General features: G+C 42.3%; 17 protein-coding genes and 2 pseudogenes. 11 read left to right on the plus strand and 8 right to left on the minus strand.

Annotated features, from left to right (window positions below):
• Position 1: 1 nt before the first annotated feature.
• The 4 genes from ACU6U9_RS16505 to ACU6U9_RS16520 form a co-directional block, all read right to left on the minus strand.
• Entirely contained in the window at positions 2-1,108 is a 1,107-nt protein-coding gene (locus ACU6U9_RS16505) for a 5-(carboxyamino)imidazole ribonucleotide synthase (protein WP_446736109.1), read from the minus strand.
• Positions 1,109-1,111: 3 nt separating this feature from the next.
• Positions 1,112-1,606: a 5-(carboxyamino)imidazole ribonucleotide mutase gene (purE, locus tag ACU6U9_RS16510; RefSeq protein ID WP_446736110.1), complete on the minus strand. Its 495-nt coding sequence runs from the start codon at positions 1,604-1,606 to the stop codon at positions 1,112-1,114.
• 76 nt (positions 1,607-1,682) lie between these two features.
• On the minus strand, positions 1,683-2,750 hold the full coding sequence (locus tag ACU6U9_RS16515; RefSeq protein WP_446736111.1) for a 3-deoxy-7-phosphoheptulonate synthase: 1,068 nt from the start codon (positions 2,748-2,750) through the stop codon (positions 1,683-1,685).
• A gap of 132 nt (positions 2,751-2,882) precedes the next feature.
• The gene (locus tag ACU6U9_RS16520; protein ID WP_446736112.1) at positions 2,883-3,062 is read right to left on the minus strand and encodes a helix-turn-helix domain-containing protein; all 180 of its coding nucleotides are present in this window, start codon (positions 3,060-3,062) and stop codon (positions 2,883-2,885) included.
• Positions 3,063-3,149: 87 nt separating this feature from the next.
• Here ACU6U9_RS16520 and ACU6U9_RS16525 point away from each other — a divergent pair, with 87 nt between their 5' ends.
• Entirely contained in the window at positions 3,150-3,653 is a 504-nt protein-coding gene (locus ACU6U9_RS16525; protein WP_446736113.1) for a universal stress protein, read from the plus strand.
• Here ACU6U9_RS16525 and ACU6U9_RS16530 read toward each other — a convergent pair.
• Positions 3,650-4,435, minus strand: coding sequence for a sulfite exporter TauE/SafE family protein (locus ACU6U9_RS16530; RefSeq protein WP_446736114.1), 786 nt, complete (start codon positions 4,433-4,435; stop codon positions 3,650-3,652). The two genes, ACU6U9_RS16525 and ACU6U9_RS16530, sit on opposite strands and share 4 nt — an antisense overlap.
• A 142-nt stretch (positions 4,436-4,577) precedes the next feature.
• On the opposite strand from ACU6U9_RS16530, the gene cysB reads away from it, so the two are divergent.
• The gene (gene cysB / locus ACU6U9_RS16535; RefSeq protein ID WP_446736115.1) at positions 4,578-5,552 is read left to right on the plus strand and encodes an HTH-type transcriptional regulator CysB; all 975 of its coding nucleotides are present in this window, start codon (positions 4,578-4,580) and stop codon (positions 5,550-5,552) included.
• 15 nt (positions 5,553-5,567) lie between these two features.
• On the opposite strand, the gene ACU6U9_RS16540 is transcribed toward cysB, so the two are convergent.
• Positions 5,568-6,299, minus strand: a complete 732-nt coding sequence (locus ACU6U9_RS16540) for a phosphoadenylyl-sulfate reductase (protein WP_446736116.1) — start codon at positions 6,297-6,299, stop codon at positions 5,568-5,570.
• Positions 6,300-6,474: 175 nt separating this feature from the next.
• Between ACU6U9_RS16540 and thrH the strand changes: the two are divergent.
• A pseudogene (gene thrH, locus ACU6U9_RS16545) lies at positions 6,475-7,096 on the plus strand (bifunctional phosphoserine phosphatase/homoserine phosphotransferase ThrH).
• A 10-nt stretch (positions 7,097-7,106) separates the two neighbouring features.
• Here the strand turns inward: thrH and ACU6U9_RS16550 are convergent.
• Positions 7,107-8,414 (minus strand): anthranilate synthase component I family protein, encoded by a 1,308-nt coding sequence (locus tag ACU6U9_RS16550; protein ID WP_446736117.1) that lies wholly within the window; start codon positions 8,412-8,414, stop codon positions 7,107-7,109.
• Positions 8,415-8,662: 248 nt separating this feature from the next.
• Between ACU6U9_RS16550 and ACU6U9_RS16555 the strand changes: the two genes are divergently transcribed.
• From ACU6U9_RS16555 to ACU6U9_RS16575, 5 genes are read left to right on the plus strand one after another with little or no spacing between them, the layout of a single operon-like run.
• On the plus strand, positions 8,663-9,562 hold the full coding sequence (locus ACU6U9_RS16555) for a C39 family peptidase (RefSeq protein WP_446736118.1): 900 nt from the start codon (positions 8,663-8,665) through the stop codon (positions 9,560-9,562).
• Between the two features lie 22 nt (positions 9,563-9,584).
• Positions 9,585-10,604 (plus strand): transporter, encoded by a 1,020-nt coding sequence (locus tag ACU6U9_RS16560; RefSeq protein ID WP_446736119.1) that lies wholly within the window; start codon positions 9,585-9,587, stop codon positions 10,602-10,604.
• Positions 10,605-10,618: 14 nt separating this feature from the next.
• On the plus strand, positions 10,619-11,554 hold the full coding sequence (locus tag ACU6U9_RS16565; RefSeq protein WP_446736120.1) for an OmpP1/FadL family transporter: 936 nt from the start codon (positions 10,619-10,621) through the stop codon (positions 11,552-11,554).
• A gap of 40 nt (positions 11,555-11,594) precedes the next feature.
• On the plus strand, positions 11,595-12,239 hold the full coding sequence (locus ACU6U9_RS16570; protein WP_446736121.1) for an OmpP1/FadL family transporter: 645 nt from the start codon (positions 11,595-11,597) through the stop codon (positions 12,237-12,239).
• Positions 12,239-13,030, plus strand: coding sequence for a hypothetical protein (locus tag ACU6U9_RS16575; protein WP_446736122.1), 792 nt, complete (start codon positions 12,239-12,241; stop codon positions 13,028-13,030). The genes ACU6U9_RS16570 and ACU6U9_RS16575 overlap by 1 nt, the downstream gene beginning before the upstream one ends.
• Before the next feature lie 4 nt (positions 13,031-13,034).
• On the opposite strand, the gene ppsR is transcribed toward ACU6U9_RS16575, so the two are convergent.
• A complete protein-coding gene (gene ppsR, locus ACU6U9_RS16580; RefSeq protein ID WP_446736123.1) occupies positions 13,035-13,847 on the minus strand; it encodes a posphoenolpyruvate synthetase regulatory kinase/phosphorylase PpsR in 813 nt (270 codons plus the stop codon).
• A gap of 119 nt (positions 13,848-13,966) precedes the next feature.
• Between ppsR and ppsA the strand changes: the two are divergent.
• The 3 genes and pseudogenes from ppsA (at position 13,967) to rraA (ending at position 17,775) form a co-directional block, all read left to right on the plus strand.
• Positions 13,967-16,301: pseudogene (ppsA, locus tag ACU6U9_RS16585) on the plus strand (phosphoenolpyruvate synthase).
• 8 nt (positions 16,302-16,309) lie between these two features.
• A complete protein-coding gene (locus ACU6U9_RS16590; protein WP_446736124.1) occupies positions 16,310-17,260 on the plus strand; it encodes an alpha/beta fold hydrolase in 951 nt (316 codons plus the stop codon).
• Positions 17,261-17,286: 26 nt separating this feature from the next.
• The gene (rraA, locus tag ACU6U9_RS16595) at positions 17,287-17,775 is read left to right on the plus strand and encodes a ribonuclease E activity regulator RraA (RefSeq protein WP_446736125.1); all 489 of its coding nucleotides are present in this window, start codon (positions 17,287-17,289) and stop codon (positions 17,773-17,775) included.
• The last annotated feature ends 85 nt before the right edge of the window (positions 17,776-17,860 follow it).

Genomic DNA, 17,860 nt, shown 5'->3' on the forward strand with positions numbered 1-17,860 from the left:
CTTACTCTCCACACTCATCAATAAATGCGTTCAGGTTCGATATTGATGTTTCTAGCTCGGCTTCGCTATTGGCGACAATGTTGATGTGCCCAATTTTCCGGTTAAGTCTCTCGTCTTTGCCATATGCATGGTAGAAACAATTGCTCTGCTTAAGCACTAAGTCGGAATCACCGTGTTTGCCTATGATGTTAATCATCCCTGCAAAAGGTTGGCGACTGGCTGTTTCACCAAGAGGCATATCGCATATGGCGCGAATATGGTTTTCAAACTGACTGCAATAAGCGCCTTCAATGCTCCAGTGTCCTGAGTTATGAACGCGAGGCGCCATTTCATTGGCCACTAGCCCATCCTCTGTATCAAATAATTCAAGGGTAAGTACACCCACATGATTTAATTTTTGCAGTAGGGCCGTGATAAACTCATTCGCTTGATCTTGCTTAGCGTCACTTAGATTTTTAACCGGAACCTTTGATACACGTAAAATTCCAGCGCTATGGTCGTTTTCTGCTAGAGGGTAAACTTTCACCTCTCCACTTGCGCTGCGAGCAGCGATAACCGATAGCTCACGGCTAAAAGTCACAAAAGCTTCTGCAATTAATTCTTTATCGCCCAACTCAGCCCATGCGGGCTTGATATCAGCTTGGGTTTTTATCATGGCCTGACCTTTGCCGTCATAGCCTTCACGGGTTGTTTTTACGATAACCGGAAGGCCCAAATCAAGTACGGCTTGTTCTAGGTCTTCGAGTGTTTCAACTTTTCTGAAGTCAGCGGTTTGTATACCAATTGACTGAAAAAAACGTTTCTCAGTTAAGCGGTGCTGGCTATTCATGAGTGAAAGAGTGCTTGGATAAACGGGCACGCTCTCGTTAATCAATGAAACAAGGGTTGCATCGGTATTTTCACTTTCGTAAGTCACCACATCAACACTATCAATAAAGCGCTGCAGTGCGTTAGGTGTACTTGGTTGAATGCATTTGCCCAAATTAGAGCATGGCGAATCCAATGCTTCATCAAAAAACACAAACTCAGTATTTAAATGGGTAGCGGCTAGTGCCATCATGCGGCCTAACTGCCCAGAGCCTATGACTCCAATACGCTTTACTGCCATCGACTACGCGTCCCTTGGATCTGGAATAGAAAGTACTTTATCGGTTTGGTTTGCACGAAACTCAATGAGTTTAGCTCGTACAGTTTCGTCATGCAGAGCGATTACTTGAGCGGCGAGTAATCCTGCGTTAGCGGCACCGGCAGGCCCAATGGCTAATGTTCCAACCGCTATGCCGGCTGGCATTTGCGCGATTGATAACAAAGAATCAATACCATTTAAGGCCTTGCTTTGCACGGGAACACCAAAAACGGGAAGGTGTGTCTTAGACGCGACCATGCCAGGTAAGTGCGCAGCACCACCGGCACCGGCAACGATCACCTGAATGCCTCGGTCGGCGGCATTTACAGCGTAATCAAACAATAAATCAGGGGTTCTATGGGCTGAAACAACCTTTACTTCATAGCTCACACCAAGCTTTATCAGTACTTCTTCTGCTTTTTCCATGGTGCTCCAATCAGAAGTGGAACCCATAATAATGCCAACGGTAGGTGAATTCATTTTGGTTGCTCAAATTTTAAAGCGCGAGATTATACCATAAAAACGCAAAGGGGTTGCTTAGCAACCCCTTTGTCTTTTAACGCTTAGGAAGGACGTCTTTTAATTTCTCGTGCATTTGCAGGATAGCTTCTTCGGTTTGATCCCAAGAAATACAGCCGTCAGTAATCGATTGTCCGTATACAAGGTCATCTAGATTGGCAGGAATGCTTTGGCTACCAAACTTAAGATGTGACTCAACCATAAGGCCGACAATGGATTGGTTGCCCTCAAGAATTTGATTGCTCACGTTATTCATTACAAGCGGCTGCAACGCTGGATCTTTGTTGGAGTTAGCGTGAGAGCAATCAACCATAATGTTGTTTTGCACGTTGGCTTTTTCCATTTCTTGCTCGCACAGCGCAATGCTAACAGAATCATAGTTTGGCTTGCCGCCACCACCACGAAGAACCACGTGGCCATAAGGGTTGCCTTTGGTTTTAACAACGGCTACTTGGCCATCACCATTAATGCCTAAAAAGCGATGAGGGTTAGCTGTAGATTGCATCGCATTGATTGCGACAGTTAAGTTGCCGTCTGTTCCATTTTTGAAACCAACAGCACATGACAAGCCACTGGCTAATTCACGGTGAGTCTGGCTTTCAGTTGTACGTGCACCAATAGCAGACCAACTAATTAAGTCTTGTAGGTACTGAGGGGAAATAGGGTCCAGTGCTTCCGTAGATAGCGGCAAGCCCATTTCTGCCAGATCGATTAGCAGTTTGCGAGAGATTTTTAGGCCGTCTTCGATCTTGAACGTATCATTTAGGTAAGGGTCGTTAATCAAGCCTTTCCAGCCAACAGTGGTGCGTGGCTTTTCAAAATAAACACGCATAACAATTAAAATGCTGTCGCTTACTTTGTCACTTAGAACTTTTAGCTTCTTGGCATATTCTTTAGCGGCTTGCACATCATGGATAGAGCAGGGCCCTATCACCACAAATAAGCGAGGATCTTTACGATCTAGAATATTTCGTATCGCTAAGCGGCCTTGTTCAACACAGTTGACGGCTTTGTCTGAGATAGGAAGCTCAGTTTTAAGCTGCTCAGGTGTGATAAGAGTTTGTGTACTTTCTATATTCAGGTCTTCGACGCGTTTATCTGACATTGTGCTTATTATTCCGAAGCTGTAGCAATAAAGGCGTAATGATAGAGCACTTGAATAGGCGACTGAAAGGGGTAAATGCAAGAAAAAGGAATAAAATCGTAAAAGGCCTGTCTAAAAACAAGCCTTTTATGACTATTTACGAAATTTGTCGTTCATTTCTTTATATTTTAAGACATCAGCTTCAGGAAAGAGGAAATCACTGCCTTGCTTAACACTTTTAAGTAAGTGCTCTCTGGCCCACCTCTTAACGGTTACTTCGCTGACATTTAATAGGCTGCTGGCTTCAGCCAAACTTAGCATGCGGTCGCTCATAATTACCTCCCAATAGGTTTCAATTGAAAGTATAGACAGGTTTTCTAGTGCTATGATTAATTAAGATACTGGCAGTAAGCGGTCGCCATGAATCCTCGCATTTTGTATGCAGCCGACTTGGGGTTGTATAGTCCTTATTTAATAAGGCAGCTCACACGGATAGCCCTAAATATGGGGGCTAGGGTTGATATCGTGCATGTTATCGAGCCCATGGGCGTGTTTGCCGAATCGATTATCAATACCTATGTCCCTGAAAAAGATCGTCGTTATTTGCGCCAGCACGGCTTGATTGATGTGAAAAATAAGATCAAAACGCAAGTCGAGGAGGCACTAAGAAGAGATTATCACGACATGCTTGAAGCTATTGATCTTGATAGGGTAATTGTAGAGCTTGGTTTTCCGTCAGAGGTGATTGTTCAGCAAGCCTGTGAATTGCAGAGTAGTATCATCTTACTAGGAAGTCATGGGCAGTCTGCATTTCAAGGTGGCGCCATTGGTTCAGTTGTCAGCAAGGTATTGGACATATCGCCAATACCTGTGCTGGTTATTCCAATGGTCAACCTAGGTGATCTGGATCGTTTAGATAACTAAAAGATAATGTATTTAACACCTAATATCAGCAGGAGTCCTGCAAGCATGTTCCGCAGTAGGTTTTCTGGTAAATGAGAGCCAATTTTAGTACCAAAATGTATTGCTGGAATTGAACCCAAAAGCAATGCACCCAGCAGTGCATAGTCGACATTACCTAACGATAAATGTACCAAGCCCCCAATTAATGTAAGAGGAACTGCGTGGGCAAGGTCTGTTCCGACGATTTGAACAGAGCGTAGGTATGGGTAGAGAATAAGCAGCACCACTGTGCCGATGGCGCCTGCACCAACCGACGATAACGTTACAAATATCCCCAGTATGACACCCATGAAAATGGTGATGCCCGCTCGGTTAGACTGAAGCCAGCTACGGCCGCTAAGGTTCGCTTGGTTTTCAGCAAAGAGTTGTAATCGCTTGCGAAATAACAAAAGAATGGCCGTTACAACCAACATAACACCTAGAGTGGTGGTAATGATGCCGGTGTAATGCTGATAATCTTCAAAAAAAGCACTTAAAATTATGCCAGTTAGTATGGCGCTAGGAATACTTCCTACTACCATTAATAAAGTAATCGACCATTTAATGGTCTTTTGCTTGTGGTGAGCAATAACCCCGCCAGCCTTGGTTATGGATGCATAAAGAAGATCCGTACCAACTGCGATGTGAGGGGGGATGCCAAAAAGTAGGAGTAAGGGGGTCATTAAAGAGCCCCCACCAATGCCAGTGATACCTACAATTACGCCTACAACGGCGCCTGACACTACATATAACAGAAATTCCATGAATATAGTCTACGCTTATAACGTACAGTTTAAGAAGTTAGCTGGTAAATTTATAGATTTACATCTATTCTGGAAAAGAATATTTAATTCTATTTTTATAACCATTTTACGGGTAGTAGGGTCGTGTTAGCCTGGAGGGCTTATGAAGCTACAACAATTGCGCTACATCTGGGAAGTGGCGCACCATGATCTTAATGTGTCTGCCACTGCTCAAGTGCTTTACACGTCTCAGCCAGGGATAAGTAAGCAAATCAGACTGTTGGAAGACGAGTTAGGGGTTGAAATCTTCGCTCGTAGCGGCAAGCATTTAACCAGAGTTACCCCAGCTGGAGAAGCGATTCTTAAGGTTTCAGGTGAAATTTTAAGAAAGGTTGAAAGCATCAAGCAAGTAGCACAAGAGTTTAGTAACGAAAATAAGGGCAGTCTTTCAATTGCCACGACGCACACGCAAGCTCGTTATGCGCTTCCTGGGATTATTCAAAACTTTATTGCGCAGTACCCTGATGTGTCACTGCATATGCACCAAGGCACGCCAACTCAAATTGCAGAAATGGCGGCGGATGGTACGGTTGACTTTGCTATTGCAACGGAAGCCATGGATCATTTCAATGATCTAATCATGATGCCGTGTTATCGCTGGAATCGCAGTATTCTTGTGCCTAAAACACACCCGCTAGCTCAGCGTGCGCAACCAACATTGGAAGAGGTCGCTACATTTCCTCTAGTAACGTATGTATTTGGTTTTACCGGTCGCTCTCGACTTGATGAAGCATTTAAAGATAAAGGGCTGACTCCGAAAGTTGTATTTACCGCCGCTGACGCTGATGTTATCAAAACCTATGTGCGCTTAGGTTTGGGGGTTGGTATTGTGGCTAGCATGGCAATAGACCCTGAAAAAGACAGTGATCTTGTTGCGATCGATGCAAGCCATTTATTTAGAGACAGCATTACTCGAATTGGCTTTAGAAAAGGGACATTCTTGCGTGGGTTTATGTGTGATTTTGTTGCTCGCTTTGCACCGCACCTAGATAAAGCAACCATCGAAAAAGCGGCACAATGCCATAGTAAAGCAGAGTTGGAAGAGCTGTTCTCTGCAATAGAGCTGCCCAGTCGCTAGACTGGGCTATAGGTTTTAACCTTTCGAAATAATGTTTGTGGCATGCAAGCCACATTCTTTTCCGCCTTCATTTTCCCACCACCAGCGACCTTCTCGCTCATGTTGATTTGGTAGAACAGGGCGAGTACATGGTTGACATCCAATGCTGATATACCCTTGATTGTGTAGCGGGTTATAGGGTACATCAAACATTTTAATATAATTCCAAACGTCTTCTGAGCTCCAGTTAGCCAGTGGGTTGAATTTGTATAGTTCGCCGCTCGCGCCTTCAAATGAATCTAATTGAAACGTAGGGATCGTATTTCGCGTGCCCGGGCTTTGATCTTTTCTTTGGCCTGTAATCCAAGCATTAAGTGTTTTAACTTTGCGCTTTAGTGGCTTAATTTTTCGAATCCCGCAGCATTCATTGTGGCCATCTTCATAAAAGCTAAATAAGCCTTTTGTTTTCACAAATGGTTCAAGTTCGTTGTGATCAGGGCTAACTAGCTCTATCTCAATACCGTAATGTTTGCGGACTTGCTCAATAAACGCATAAGTTTCGGCATGTAGGCGACCAGTATCTAGGCTAAATACCTTAATATTTTTTTTAGCTTTGAGGGCTAGATCAATTAAAACCACATCTTCTGCGCCGCTAAATGAAATAGCGATATTGTCGAATTGCTCGAGCGCATGCTTGATGATTTGTTTGGGTTGTTTTTCAGAGAGCTCTTTATCTAGGGCTTCTACTTCAGTAGGTGTTAGTGTCATTTTTGAGCTCTCTTTTTAGAATCTGGCCACATTAGCAGAATACTGATATTCGAAAAAATAATTATTAAGCATAATTTAATAATTATAGCTTATAAGATAAAACACATTATACGATTGAATGGGCTCTCCATAAAAGATAGAGTAGCGCCCTTTTACGTACTTAGGAGTTTAAAGCGTGGAGCTAGCCTGTCTTGACCTAGAAGGGGTGCTGATCCCTGAAATTTGGATCTGAATTTGCCAATAAAACTGGCATCGAAGAGCTGAAAGCGACGACTCGTGATATCCCTGATTACGATGTCTTAATGAAGCAGCGCTTAAAAATATTGGCCGATAACAATCTTAAAATAGATGACATCCAAGAAGTTATCGCGACTTTATCGCCACTTGAAGGCGCTAAAGAGTTTATTGATTGGTTGCGTGAGCGCTTTCAGGTTGTGATTTTATCCGATACATTTTATGAATTTGCGCAGCCATTGATGCGTCAATTGGGATTCCCAACATTACTTTGTCATAAGCTTGAAGTAAGTGAAGAAGGTTTTATTACTGACTATAAGCTGCGTCAAGTTGACCCTAAACGCCAAGCGGTTCGTGCTTTTCAATTGTTAAATTATCGCTGTATTGCGGCGGGTGATTCGTACAATGATACAACCATGCTTAAGCAGGCAGAGGCGGGGGTTTTATTTAAGTCACCGCAAAACGTGATTGATGAGTTTCCTCAATTTCCTGCGGTTCATGAATATGCAGAGTTAAAGGCGCAATTTTTAAAAGCGAGCAATCGCCAGTTGTCACTCGATTAATACGATTGACTTAAAGCAGTGATGCCATGAGCTTGGATATTTTATCCAAGCTCTCTTGGTGTTCATCTTTCCAGTTTGAATCAGCAACGATCCCACCTCCAGCCCAGCAAGTTACTGAGCTTTCTTCAAATAGAAAGCCACGAATTAAAATATTAGAATTCATCTTATTGTTACTTGAAAGATAAAACGAACTGCCGCAATAGAAACTTCTTGGTGATGCTTCGAGTTCATGGATGATTTCCATTGCACGTTTTTTAGGTGCGCCTGTTATCGACCCCCCAGGGAATGCATCAATTAATAATTTAAGTATGTTTTCACTTTTTGCTGTAGCCGATACGGTGCTTACTAGGTGATGCACAGTGCTGAATGTTTCGATGTCAAACAGAGAGTCGACTCGGACATTGCTTGCATTCATGCTTAAGTCATTGCGCAATAAATCAACAATCATGAGGTTTTCGGCTTTGTCTTTGATGCTATTTTTGAGGTCAATAATTTGCTGCTGGTCTTTTATTTTATCCGCAAATCTAGGGCGGGTACCTTTGATTGGTTTTGTTGTGACTTTGTTGTCGCTGTACTGTAAAAATAATTCAGGTGTTGCACTAGCAAAAGACCATTTATCTGATTCAAAATAACATGCAAAAGGGACTTTCCCTGCTTGCTTGATCTTTGAATAAGCACAAATGGGGTCGCCTTCATATTGCGCGGAAAACGATTGCGCTAGATTTACCTGGTAGGTGTCGCCATTCAAAATATAATCATGGATCGTATCGATTTTATTTTTGTAGGTTGACTCATCCCATTTAGGTTTAAACGCGGATGTTAAGTTAAACGTTAGTCCTGTTGAGGTATTAGATGCAAGACAATGAGAGAATATGTCTTTCAAATGGCTTTTTTCGATCGTGCTAATTTCTGACCAATAAACAAGCTGAGTTTCTTTTAATGAGTGATCAATTAAAAAGGCCCAACTATAAAGACCACACATAATGAGTGGTTGCGATGGATATTGATCTACTTTTAGCCTAGGAATTCCCAGATCATAGCTTAGGTGACCAATTAATCCGCCAGTAAAGGGCAGGTCAGATTCAATGGTAGGAATAACAGCACTGAGCTGTTCAAGCTGCAAGCGCGCAGACTCTATATTTGATCGATCGTATAGCTCTATGATCTCAATAGGGGATGCTGAAATAATACTCCAGCGCCCGTTTGGGTGTTCTGCGTTTGAGCTTTCTAGCGCAACCCTATGGCCCAAGTCACTTAACTTGCTTAAAAGTTGATCTGTATTTTCGAGGTAGGGAAGTTTGCTTGTAGAAAAGTTCATTTTTGCTCGCCAATTGGTGTGTGCATTTTAAGTGCTACAACATTTTTTGGGTAGGCTTTTGGTCTTTATTTGCCAGATGAGTTGTACTCATGTGCAATGAAAAAAGCGTGTTCGGGCTAAAAAACAATCAATGGCGGCATTTTTTGTCGATACCAAGCATTTTGGTGTATGGCCTAATAAGTTAATTAATGTAACAATGAGTAACTGACCAAAAATAACAAAAATAACAAGTTAGGCCTAAATATCCCATGTTGGTTTTTCTGCTTGCTTCCATAATTAGCTACACCATGCTGACTGAATTCTTAGAAGTGGAATCTCAGCCAAAGGGTATTGTCTATTATGAAACCGGATACGGCGCGCAAAGCACGCGTCAAAAAGAATTCATAGAGCCTCTTTCTGAGTTTAGGTTCAACAATGTTGTTCGCCAAGCTTATGACTATAGCTGTGGCTCGGCTGCTTTGACGACACTTTTGGACTTTTATCTCGGACGAAATTTCCAAGAGCGCCAAGTAATGGAAGGGCTTTTGGAATTTGGCGACTCTGAGAAAATCATAGAACGCCGTGGTTTTTCCTTATTAGACATGAAGCGCCTTGTGACGGCACTAGGTCATCCATCAGGTGGTTTTCGTGCAGAAAAAGAGGACTTAATTAAACTCGATCACCCAGCTATTGCGCCTATTGAATATGCTGGATTTAAGCATTTCGTTGTTATTCGCGGTGTTAAAAATGGCCACGTATTTGTCGCAGATCCCTCTCTTGGTAATATTAGCTTCACGCTGAACCGTTTTTTAGAGGTATGGGATCGTAATGTACTATTTATTGTATTCCCTAATGGTCACAAGCCAGTAGGGGGCTTAGAAATCAGGGATGAAGATTTAAGGGTCATAGATGAAAGAACATTTACCAAAATGGCTTTTCGTGATTTTAGAGACTTCTTTCCGGCCGATCACATGGGTGAGCCCGCTGAAATCAGCAATGGTTTAGCGCGAAGTAAAAACAATGCCCACTGGATTCGAGAAAAAGACGCCGACGATGAAGATTTTGGCGAATTGGTTTCGGCTGGTGATGAAGGTTTTGACCCTTCATTGGTGAACACGATTAAGACGGACTCTCTGGTAAATAAAAGCATTCGCTTTAAGAGAAAATAATAAAAAGAACATGGTGGTTTAAGTGAACGCGAGATTAATTTTATTACTGGCCTTTTTTATAGCTAACAATACGAATGCCGATGTTTCAAGCGCAAGGGAAGCCCTTTCACAAAAAGAAGGTGATGCCACCCAAGAAAAAAGCTTAGAAGAAGTATTTGAAGCCACAGAAAACAGCTACTCCCTCATGAAAGAAGGCCAGACTTCTCTCGGGTTCAATATGAGTTATAGCTATGTAGCAGATCAACGATTGGATGTCAGTATTGTCGATGGTCGTGTTACTTCGTTTGATGTCAATCCTTCCTCGGTTCACAACCTTTCAAATAATTTCAACTTTGATTACGGGTATGAAAACAACCTAACATTAGGTGTTACCGTGCCTTTGGTTGTCAAATATGATTCATTTGAATCTCAAAGCGCGTCTGGTATTGGTGATATATCAATAAATGGACGCTGGCAGCCTTACGCTTATGTGCCCGGCGAGTTAAGCAAGACAGTAACCGGTTCTTTTAAAACTAAAACAGGCTCAAGTCCATTTCACACCGTTGGCGACAAAACGCTACCAACGGGGAGCGGTTATTACTCCTTAACAGGCGGTCTGTCTATGTCAAAGGTTGTTGACCCTGTCATGTTATTTGGCTCTGGTAGTTTGTCTTATGCGATACCAGAAAAAGATATTAACCAACCTAGAAGCGGCGCAATATTAATGGAAGTGCAACCAGGGGTGAGTGTGTCATTTTCTGGCGGTTTTGCTTATTCGCTTTCGTATGATGTTTCCATGAGCATGTCATTCCAAGGGAGTTATTCGGACAAATCGACTTATGTGTTTAAAAATAATTCAGGCAGTTTTTCTGATGTGCAAAGTTCAGCCACTATGAGCGGCATTTTTAATATAAGTTTAGGTGTAAGAGTGTCACCCAAAACCATTACTAACATTGGTGTTGGGTTTGGCATGACGGATGACGCGCCTGACATTATTTTATCTCTATCATTGCCAATTGATGTAAATGGTTTAAAAGCCAAATCATCTGCTAGCTCTTCTTAATAATGGTTGCTGTTATGAAGAGTTACTTATTTGTCATTCTGCTATGTTTGAGTTTTGTATCCCATGCCCAGCTTGGGCAGTCGATGCTTATTGACCCAAAGGCACTTTCTTTGGGTAATGCTGTGACGGCTGATCCCCCTGGTATGGCCTCAATTCACTATAACCCTGCCGGTCTTACAAAATTAAAAGGGCGCCAAATAGGCGTTACCCTGCTTAATGTTATTTTGAAATCCGAAGCCACCTTCAATCTGCCTGAAGATTACGATGGTGATGGAGAGCTTCTAAATTTCGAGGATGACCCCGTTATTGGTCAAAAAAGTGAAGCCATCGCAGGCGCCTATATTCCAGGTGTTGGCATATTTCCTTTGCACTTGCCCGTTCTTGCACTGCCTGCTGCTGGCTTTTCTATCAATCCACCGGGTTCAAAATTCACATTCGCAACAGCCACTTATATGCCCATGGTTGCTGGGTTTGTTAAAGAAGGCGCTGATAATCCCGGGCGCTATCAAGCCAAGCAACTGGCCATGCAACGTATGACGTACTTGTCACCGTCTTTTGGTTATAAGGTCAACGATGAGCTTTCTTTGGGCGCTGGTGTTTTGCTATCCCACCAAGGCTTTGCTATTGAACAAGATGCACGTGGCGTAAACTTAATAATGGCGGCTACTGAGATGCTTCAAGATGCATTTGGCTGCGAGGAAGGCGGTGGTGGTAATGATCCATTGGTGCCATTTGTTTCTTTATGTGGCGGTCGTGTTGGGCCGTATCGAGATATTGGCACACTGAGCATGCAACTAGAAAACTCCATGTCCCTTTCTTATAACCTTGGTTTGTTATGGGAGCCCACGGATTGGTTTGCATGGGGTATGGCTTACCAAAGTGAAGCTAAAGACCAGTTAAGCGGTGAGTTTGAAATGGATTACTTCCCGAGATTTTGCTGGATTTTTTAGTGGCTTTAGAGGGTCAATATACGGGGCTATAATTGGCGCTATGTTTCAACTGCCATCAGGTGTGAGTCGAGAAACAGGGTATGTCACGACTGAATTTACTTATCCTCAGCATTTTCAAACAGGTTTTAAATTTCGTTTTTTTGATAAGTTACAGTTCAATATTGATGCGGGCTGGACCGACTACGACGAATGGGACTCCTTTTATTTTGAATTCGATCGCCAGTTAGATTTCTTGAATGCCGCAAAAATACTGGCACCCGGCGAGGTGACAGGTAACACATTGAGGCAGAATTTAAATTATAAAAGCGTTTGGAGTTTTGGCTTTGGTATTGAGTATCAAATGAGCTCTCGACTGAAGGCGCGAATTGGTTATGAGCCACGAACCACATCGATACCAACAGACCGACGTAACGTTATGGCGCCATTGGGCTTTGCACCCATGTATGGTATTGGTTTTGGCTATCGCTGGGATCTAGATACAGAAATTGATGTATCCCTTTCTTTTCTTAAAAGCCAAGAGACAATTGAGGCCGACCCTCAGGATGAACAAGGATTCAGCACCTCAAGTGGCTCTTTAAACCGAGACTGTTTAACATGCTTGGTTTCAAACCCTTATCCTGGCTTAGATGTTGAAACCAAATTAACGGTTGCGGCGGCAGGTATTACATTCAGAACGAAATTCTAATGAAACTTATTGTATTTGGTTTTATTTTCCTTTCATTGACTGCTTGCCAAGGGCTCCCGCAGGGGGACTCTGATTTTTATACGTGGGTTGATGAAACTGGGCAAATTCGTACGATTAAAAAAGAAAGCAATAAACCTAAGGCCGTGAATAAAAGCCCGAAGAATGAAACTAAAGCCCCAAACGTTCAATCTAATAACATAAATCCAGATGATTTTATCGACTCTGAGAGCATTGATAAAAAACTGGCAGATGAAAAAATGTTTGCGTGGCAGGATGCGACTGGCGCTCAAGTTGTTAGGGAAGAAGTTGTACAGGCAAATGCACCACAGGATACAAATGTTCTGCCTACTGCAACCCAAGAAGCCAGCCTAAAGGCATATCGAAAAGGTGATCAGGTCTTATTTGAAGATATTGATGGTATATCGATAGATTTGGCGGACTATTATCAATTCAATCAAAAAACCGAATTAGATTACTTATTAATTGAGCTCACTAGTCCCGTTAAGATTATTCAAGTTAAGTCTTTTGTTGGTAACCGATCTGTTGCTATGCCTCAAATTATCCCGCTAACAGATGAGTTTAAGCAAAACTATGCTTTTGAAAACCCATATCAGTATCGAGAGCCTGAATCGTGGCATAGCTATGGGTACTTACATGGCGAGCTGAGTATTCCAAATAGCTCTCGCTATCTTTTAATCTTACCCAGCCCTCAGTCAGGTGTTATTGAAATAGAAGAGGGTGGGATTATTAAGCAAAGTAATCTAGGCAGTATTGTATTTACTGCCCGTTGATTGTTTAAGCTCTGCGATTCAATTTAGTTTCAAACATGATGCGAGTGGATATCTCTTCAACGGATAAGTCCGTTGTTGTAAGGAATGGAATACTCATTCGCTGAAACAGCATCTCTACTTCTTCAGTTTCGTAATAACACTGATTTAGTGAGGCATATCGGCTATTTGCTTTGCGCTCATTTCGGATCGCTGCTAGCCTTTCAGGGTCAATCGTTAGGCCAAATAACTTATCTTTAAATGGCTTTAATGCTTCAGGCAATTCACCATTACCCAAGTCTTCTTCTGTTAACGGATAGTTAGCCGCTTTAATGCCAAATTGAAGCGCCAGATATAGGCAGCTTGGTGTTTTACCGGACCGAGAAACGCCAACCAGTATGATATCGGCTTTATCATAGTGCTTAATTTTACTGCCATCGTCATTATCTAGGGCAAAGTTAACGGCATCGATCCGGGCAAGGTAGCTTTTATTGTTTCCGCCGACATGAGATTTGCCCACAGTGTAGCTCGAACTTTTATTAAGCTCTTTTTCTAAAGGGGCTAAAAATGTAGCGAATATATCGACTTTGAATGCTTCTGCTTTGGATATTTCATCCCTTATATCTTGATTAACAATGGTGTCAAATACGATTGCGCGAGTGCCTTTTTCAGCCACAGTGTTTAATCGTTGAACAACCTCTTCAGCTTTCTCAATTGAATCGATATAGGGAAGTGTAACTTGCTCAAACTCTATACTTTCAAATTGGGCCAAAAGACTGTGACCAAGTGTCTCAGCTGTAATACCGGTACCATCTGAAATGAAAAATGCTTGTCGTTTCATTTAATTTAACAACTTTGTGAATAGTCTCTAGAATTAGAGTACTATATTGCCGAGTCGCGCACTAGGTTTCATGGGAGGTAAGCTTGAATAATCACGTTATTTGGTTCGATCAACTGGGTATGGCTGATGTAGATAAGGTTGGTGGTAAAAATGCTTCGTTAGGTGAGATGATCAGTAATTTATCATCCTCAGGTGTCAATGTTCCCAATGGTTTTGCAACAACTGCTGAAGCTTTCCGTTTATTTCTTGAGCAAGATAATTTAAAAAGCCAAATCGACGCTAAAATAGCCAACATTACAGACGGCTCATTATCGGATTTGAATTCAGCTGGTGCGGATATTCGTGCACTTATATTGGCAACACCATTGCCAGTGCAATTAGAAGATGAAATTAAAGCAAATTTAAAGAAGCTTCAAGGTGCTGGCGGCGAAATTTCCGTGGCGGTACGTTCTTCTGCAACCGCAGAGGATTTGCCCGATGCTTCATTTGCAGGACAACAAGAAACGTTTTTGAATATTGTTGGCGAGCAGGCTGTACTTCAATCAGTAAAGGAAGTATTTGCCTCCCTTTACAATGACCGCGCGATTAGCTATCGAAGCCACCAAGGCTATGAGCATCACGATGTTGCCCTTTCCGTGGGCATTCAACGCATGGTTCGAAGTGAAAGTGGATCTGCAGGCGTAATGTTCACACTAGATACTGAGTCTGGCTTTGATCAAGTTGTATTTATTACAAGTGCATATGGCTTAGGTGAAACCGTTGTTCAAGGTGCCGTTAATCCTGATGAATTTTACGTGCATAAAAAGTCCCTAAGTGAAGGTCGTCCCGCTATTTTGCGTCGAAACTTAGGTGCAAAAGCTGTCAAAATGATTTACAGCCAAGACCCATTAACAAACACACCAGTTGAGACGGTACGTGTTGATCGTGATGCGCGTTTTAAATTTAGTATTTCAGATGACGACATCAATACACTTGCCAAGCAAGCTCTGATTATCGAAAAGCACTATCAACGCCCAATGGATATTGAGTGGGCGAAAGATGGTGTTGATGGTGAAATTTATATTGTTCAAGCCCGCCCTGAAACCGTAAAAAGCCGCACCAGTAAAAACGTCATGGAACGTTACATTCTAAAAGAAACCGGTAAGGTGCTATGTGAAGGGCGCAGTGTTGGTCATCGAATTGGACGAGGCCCAGTTAAGGTTTTGCGTAACGTTAACCAAATGCATGACATTAATGAAGGTGATATTTTAGTTGCTGACATGACGGACCCAGATTGGGAGCCTATCATGAAAAAAGCCAGTGCAATTGTCACTAATCGTGGCGGGCGTACGTGCCATGCTGCAATCATTGCTCGTGAACTTGGTATTCCTGCGGTAGTAGGTTGTGGCGATGCAACTGACGAGCTTCAAGATGGTCAACTCGTCACCGTATCTTGTGCAGAAGGGGATACCGGGTTTATTTACGATGGTGCACTTGAGTTTGAGCACAAAACAAATTCAGTGGGCAATATGCCAGACTTACCTTTTAAAATTATGATGAATGTCGGTAATCCTGATCGCGCATTTGATTTTCAGGGGCTGCCGAATGAAGGGGTTGGCTTAGCCCGTTTAGAATTTATCATTAACCGAATGATAGGTGTTCACCCGAAAGCACTTTTAAATTTTGATACATTGCCTGACGAAAGTAAAAGCAACGGTTGAACGCCGAATTGCGGGCTATGCATCACCTATTGATTTTTATGTAGAAAAACTAGTCGAAGGTATCAGTACATTGGCGGCAGCCTTTTATCCTAAAAAAGTCATTGTGCGTTTGTCAGATTTTAAATCAAATGAGTACGCCAATTTAATTGGTGGTCGCTTATATGAGCCAGAAGAAGAAAACCCAATGCTGGGTTTTAGAGGCGCAGCTCGTTATATCAGTAAATCTTTTCGCGATTGTTTTGAGCTTGAGTGCAGAGCAATCAAAAAAGTACGCGAGGAAATGGGGCTTTCAAATGTTGAGGTCATGGTGCCATTTGTGCGAACCGTTGGCGAAGCAAAGCAAGTGGTTGAGTTACTCTCTTCAAATGGTTTAAAGCGAGGTGAGAACGGGCTTCGCTTAATTATGATGTGTGAATTGCCGGCAAATGCATTACTGGCGGATGAGTTTTTAGAATATTTTGATGGCTACTCCATTGGCTCGAATGATTTAACACAACTAACCTTAGGGCTAGATCGAGATTCAGGTGTCATAGCGCATTTATTTGATGAGCGTAATAGTGCCATTCGTAAACTAATGCACATGGCTATATCAGCCTGTAAAAAGCAGAACAAATACATCGGAATTTGTGGGCAGGGCCCAAGTGATCATCCTGATTTTGCCAAATGGCTTATGGACGAAGGGATTGATAGTGTTTCGTTAAACCCTGACTCTGTTCTTGATACATGGTTTTATTTGGCAGATAAACCGCAGTAAGGTTTGAAATGAAAAGTAGCAGCGCTTTATTCCCCGTGGCATTGATGCGAGCAGAAGTATTATCTTCAGAATTTATTGAAGATACTTATTTATTGAAGCCAAATAACAGCTCGGATACGTCGGTTCAAATTGCATTATCACGCCTCGGTCATTATGAAAGCACAAAGGCAAGAGGCGTGCCGGTCATTCTCGTTCATGGTGCGTTTTCTAATCGAGGTATATGGCTAGACAGTCATTTACAAGGTGCCGCTCGTATATTACTTGAAAATGGTTTTGACCCTTGGATGATTGAATTTCGAGGTCATGGTGATAGCCCAGAAAATGCGTTTTATCTTAAAAACTCGCTTGAGCAATATGCACAGTTTGATCTCCCAGCAGTACAAGCATTTGTAAAAGAACAAACGGAGCAGTGCCCTTTTTGGGTCGGGCATTCAAGTGGAGGGGTTTGCATCACCACTTCACTTGCAGGTAAGCATTTGAAGGCTGATGAAATTGCTGGTATTGCAATGTTTGGCTCTCAAGTTTCACATTACCCAGTGCCTTTGTATTTACCATTTGTGCGTACCTTCATTAAAATTTGGACGCAAGCGCAAACGCGAATTACAAATACTAAACTTGGCCCTGAAGTAGAGCCCAGAGGCATAGCGAAAGAATTTATTCGCTGGTCAAGTTTATTTTCCCGCTGGAAATCAAAAAAAGGCCTTTCATACTGGAAGGCTCTTGAAGAAGTTAAAACCCCTGTTATTGGGTTTGGTGCAAAAAGAGATGCAGGAGACCCTGCAAACCTGTGCGCGAAACTGGTTAATACCTTTGCTGGCGATAAAACATTTCATTTATTGTCTAAATCAAAAGGTTTTTCAATCGATTATGGGCATGGTGATATGGTTAAAAGCCAATCAGCCCTAGAAGAAGTATGGCCATTGCTGATCACTTGGCTAAACAACGCTAAACAACGCTAAACAATAAAATTGATAGAGGATTCATAATGACCCAATACATTACCCCAGATTTATGTGATGAATACCCTGAAGTAGAAGTGCTTGAGCCAATGTTTAATAATTACGGTGGCCGCGAATCCTTTGGTGGTGAAGTGGTAACCATTAAATGTCATGAAGACAATTCACTGGTAAAAGAGAATGTAGATAAGCCGGGCAAAGGCAAGGTTATGGTTGTTGATGGCGGTGGTTCGCTGCGCAATGCGCTGTTAGGTGACATGCTGGCCGAAAAAGCGGCTAAGAATGGCTGGGAAGGCATGGTTATTTACGGTTGCATTCGCGACGTTGATGTCATTATGGAAACGGATCTTGGTGTTCAAGCCTTGGCGACTAATCCGCGTAAAACTGAGAAGAAGGGCATTGGCGAGATGAATATCCCTGTTAAATTTGCAGGTGTTGATATTCGCCCTGGGCAATATATTTATGCAGATAATAACGGCGTTATCGTATCTGATAAAGCGTTGTCTATGCCGAGCTGATCAAGGGATTTAATCTAAAATCTACAAAAAAGCCGCTCTCACTATATAATGAAAGCGGCTTTTTTATTTCTTGAGTTTGTTATTT

The sequence above is a fragment of the Pseudomonas sp. HK3 genome, assembly GCF_052920985.1.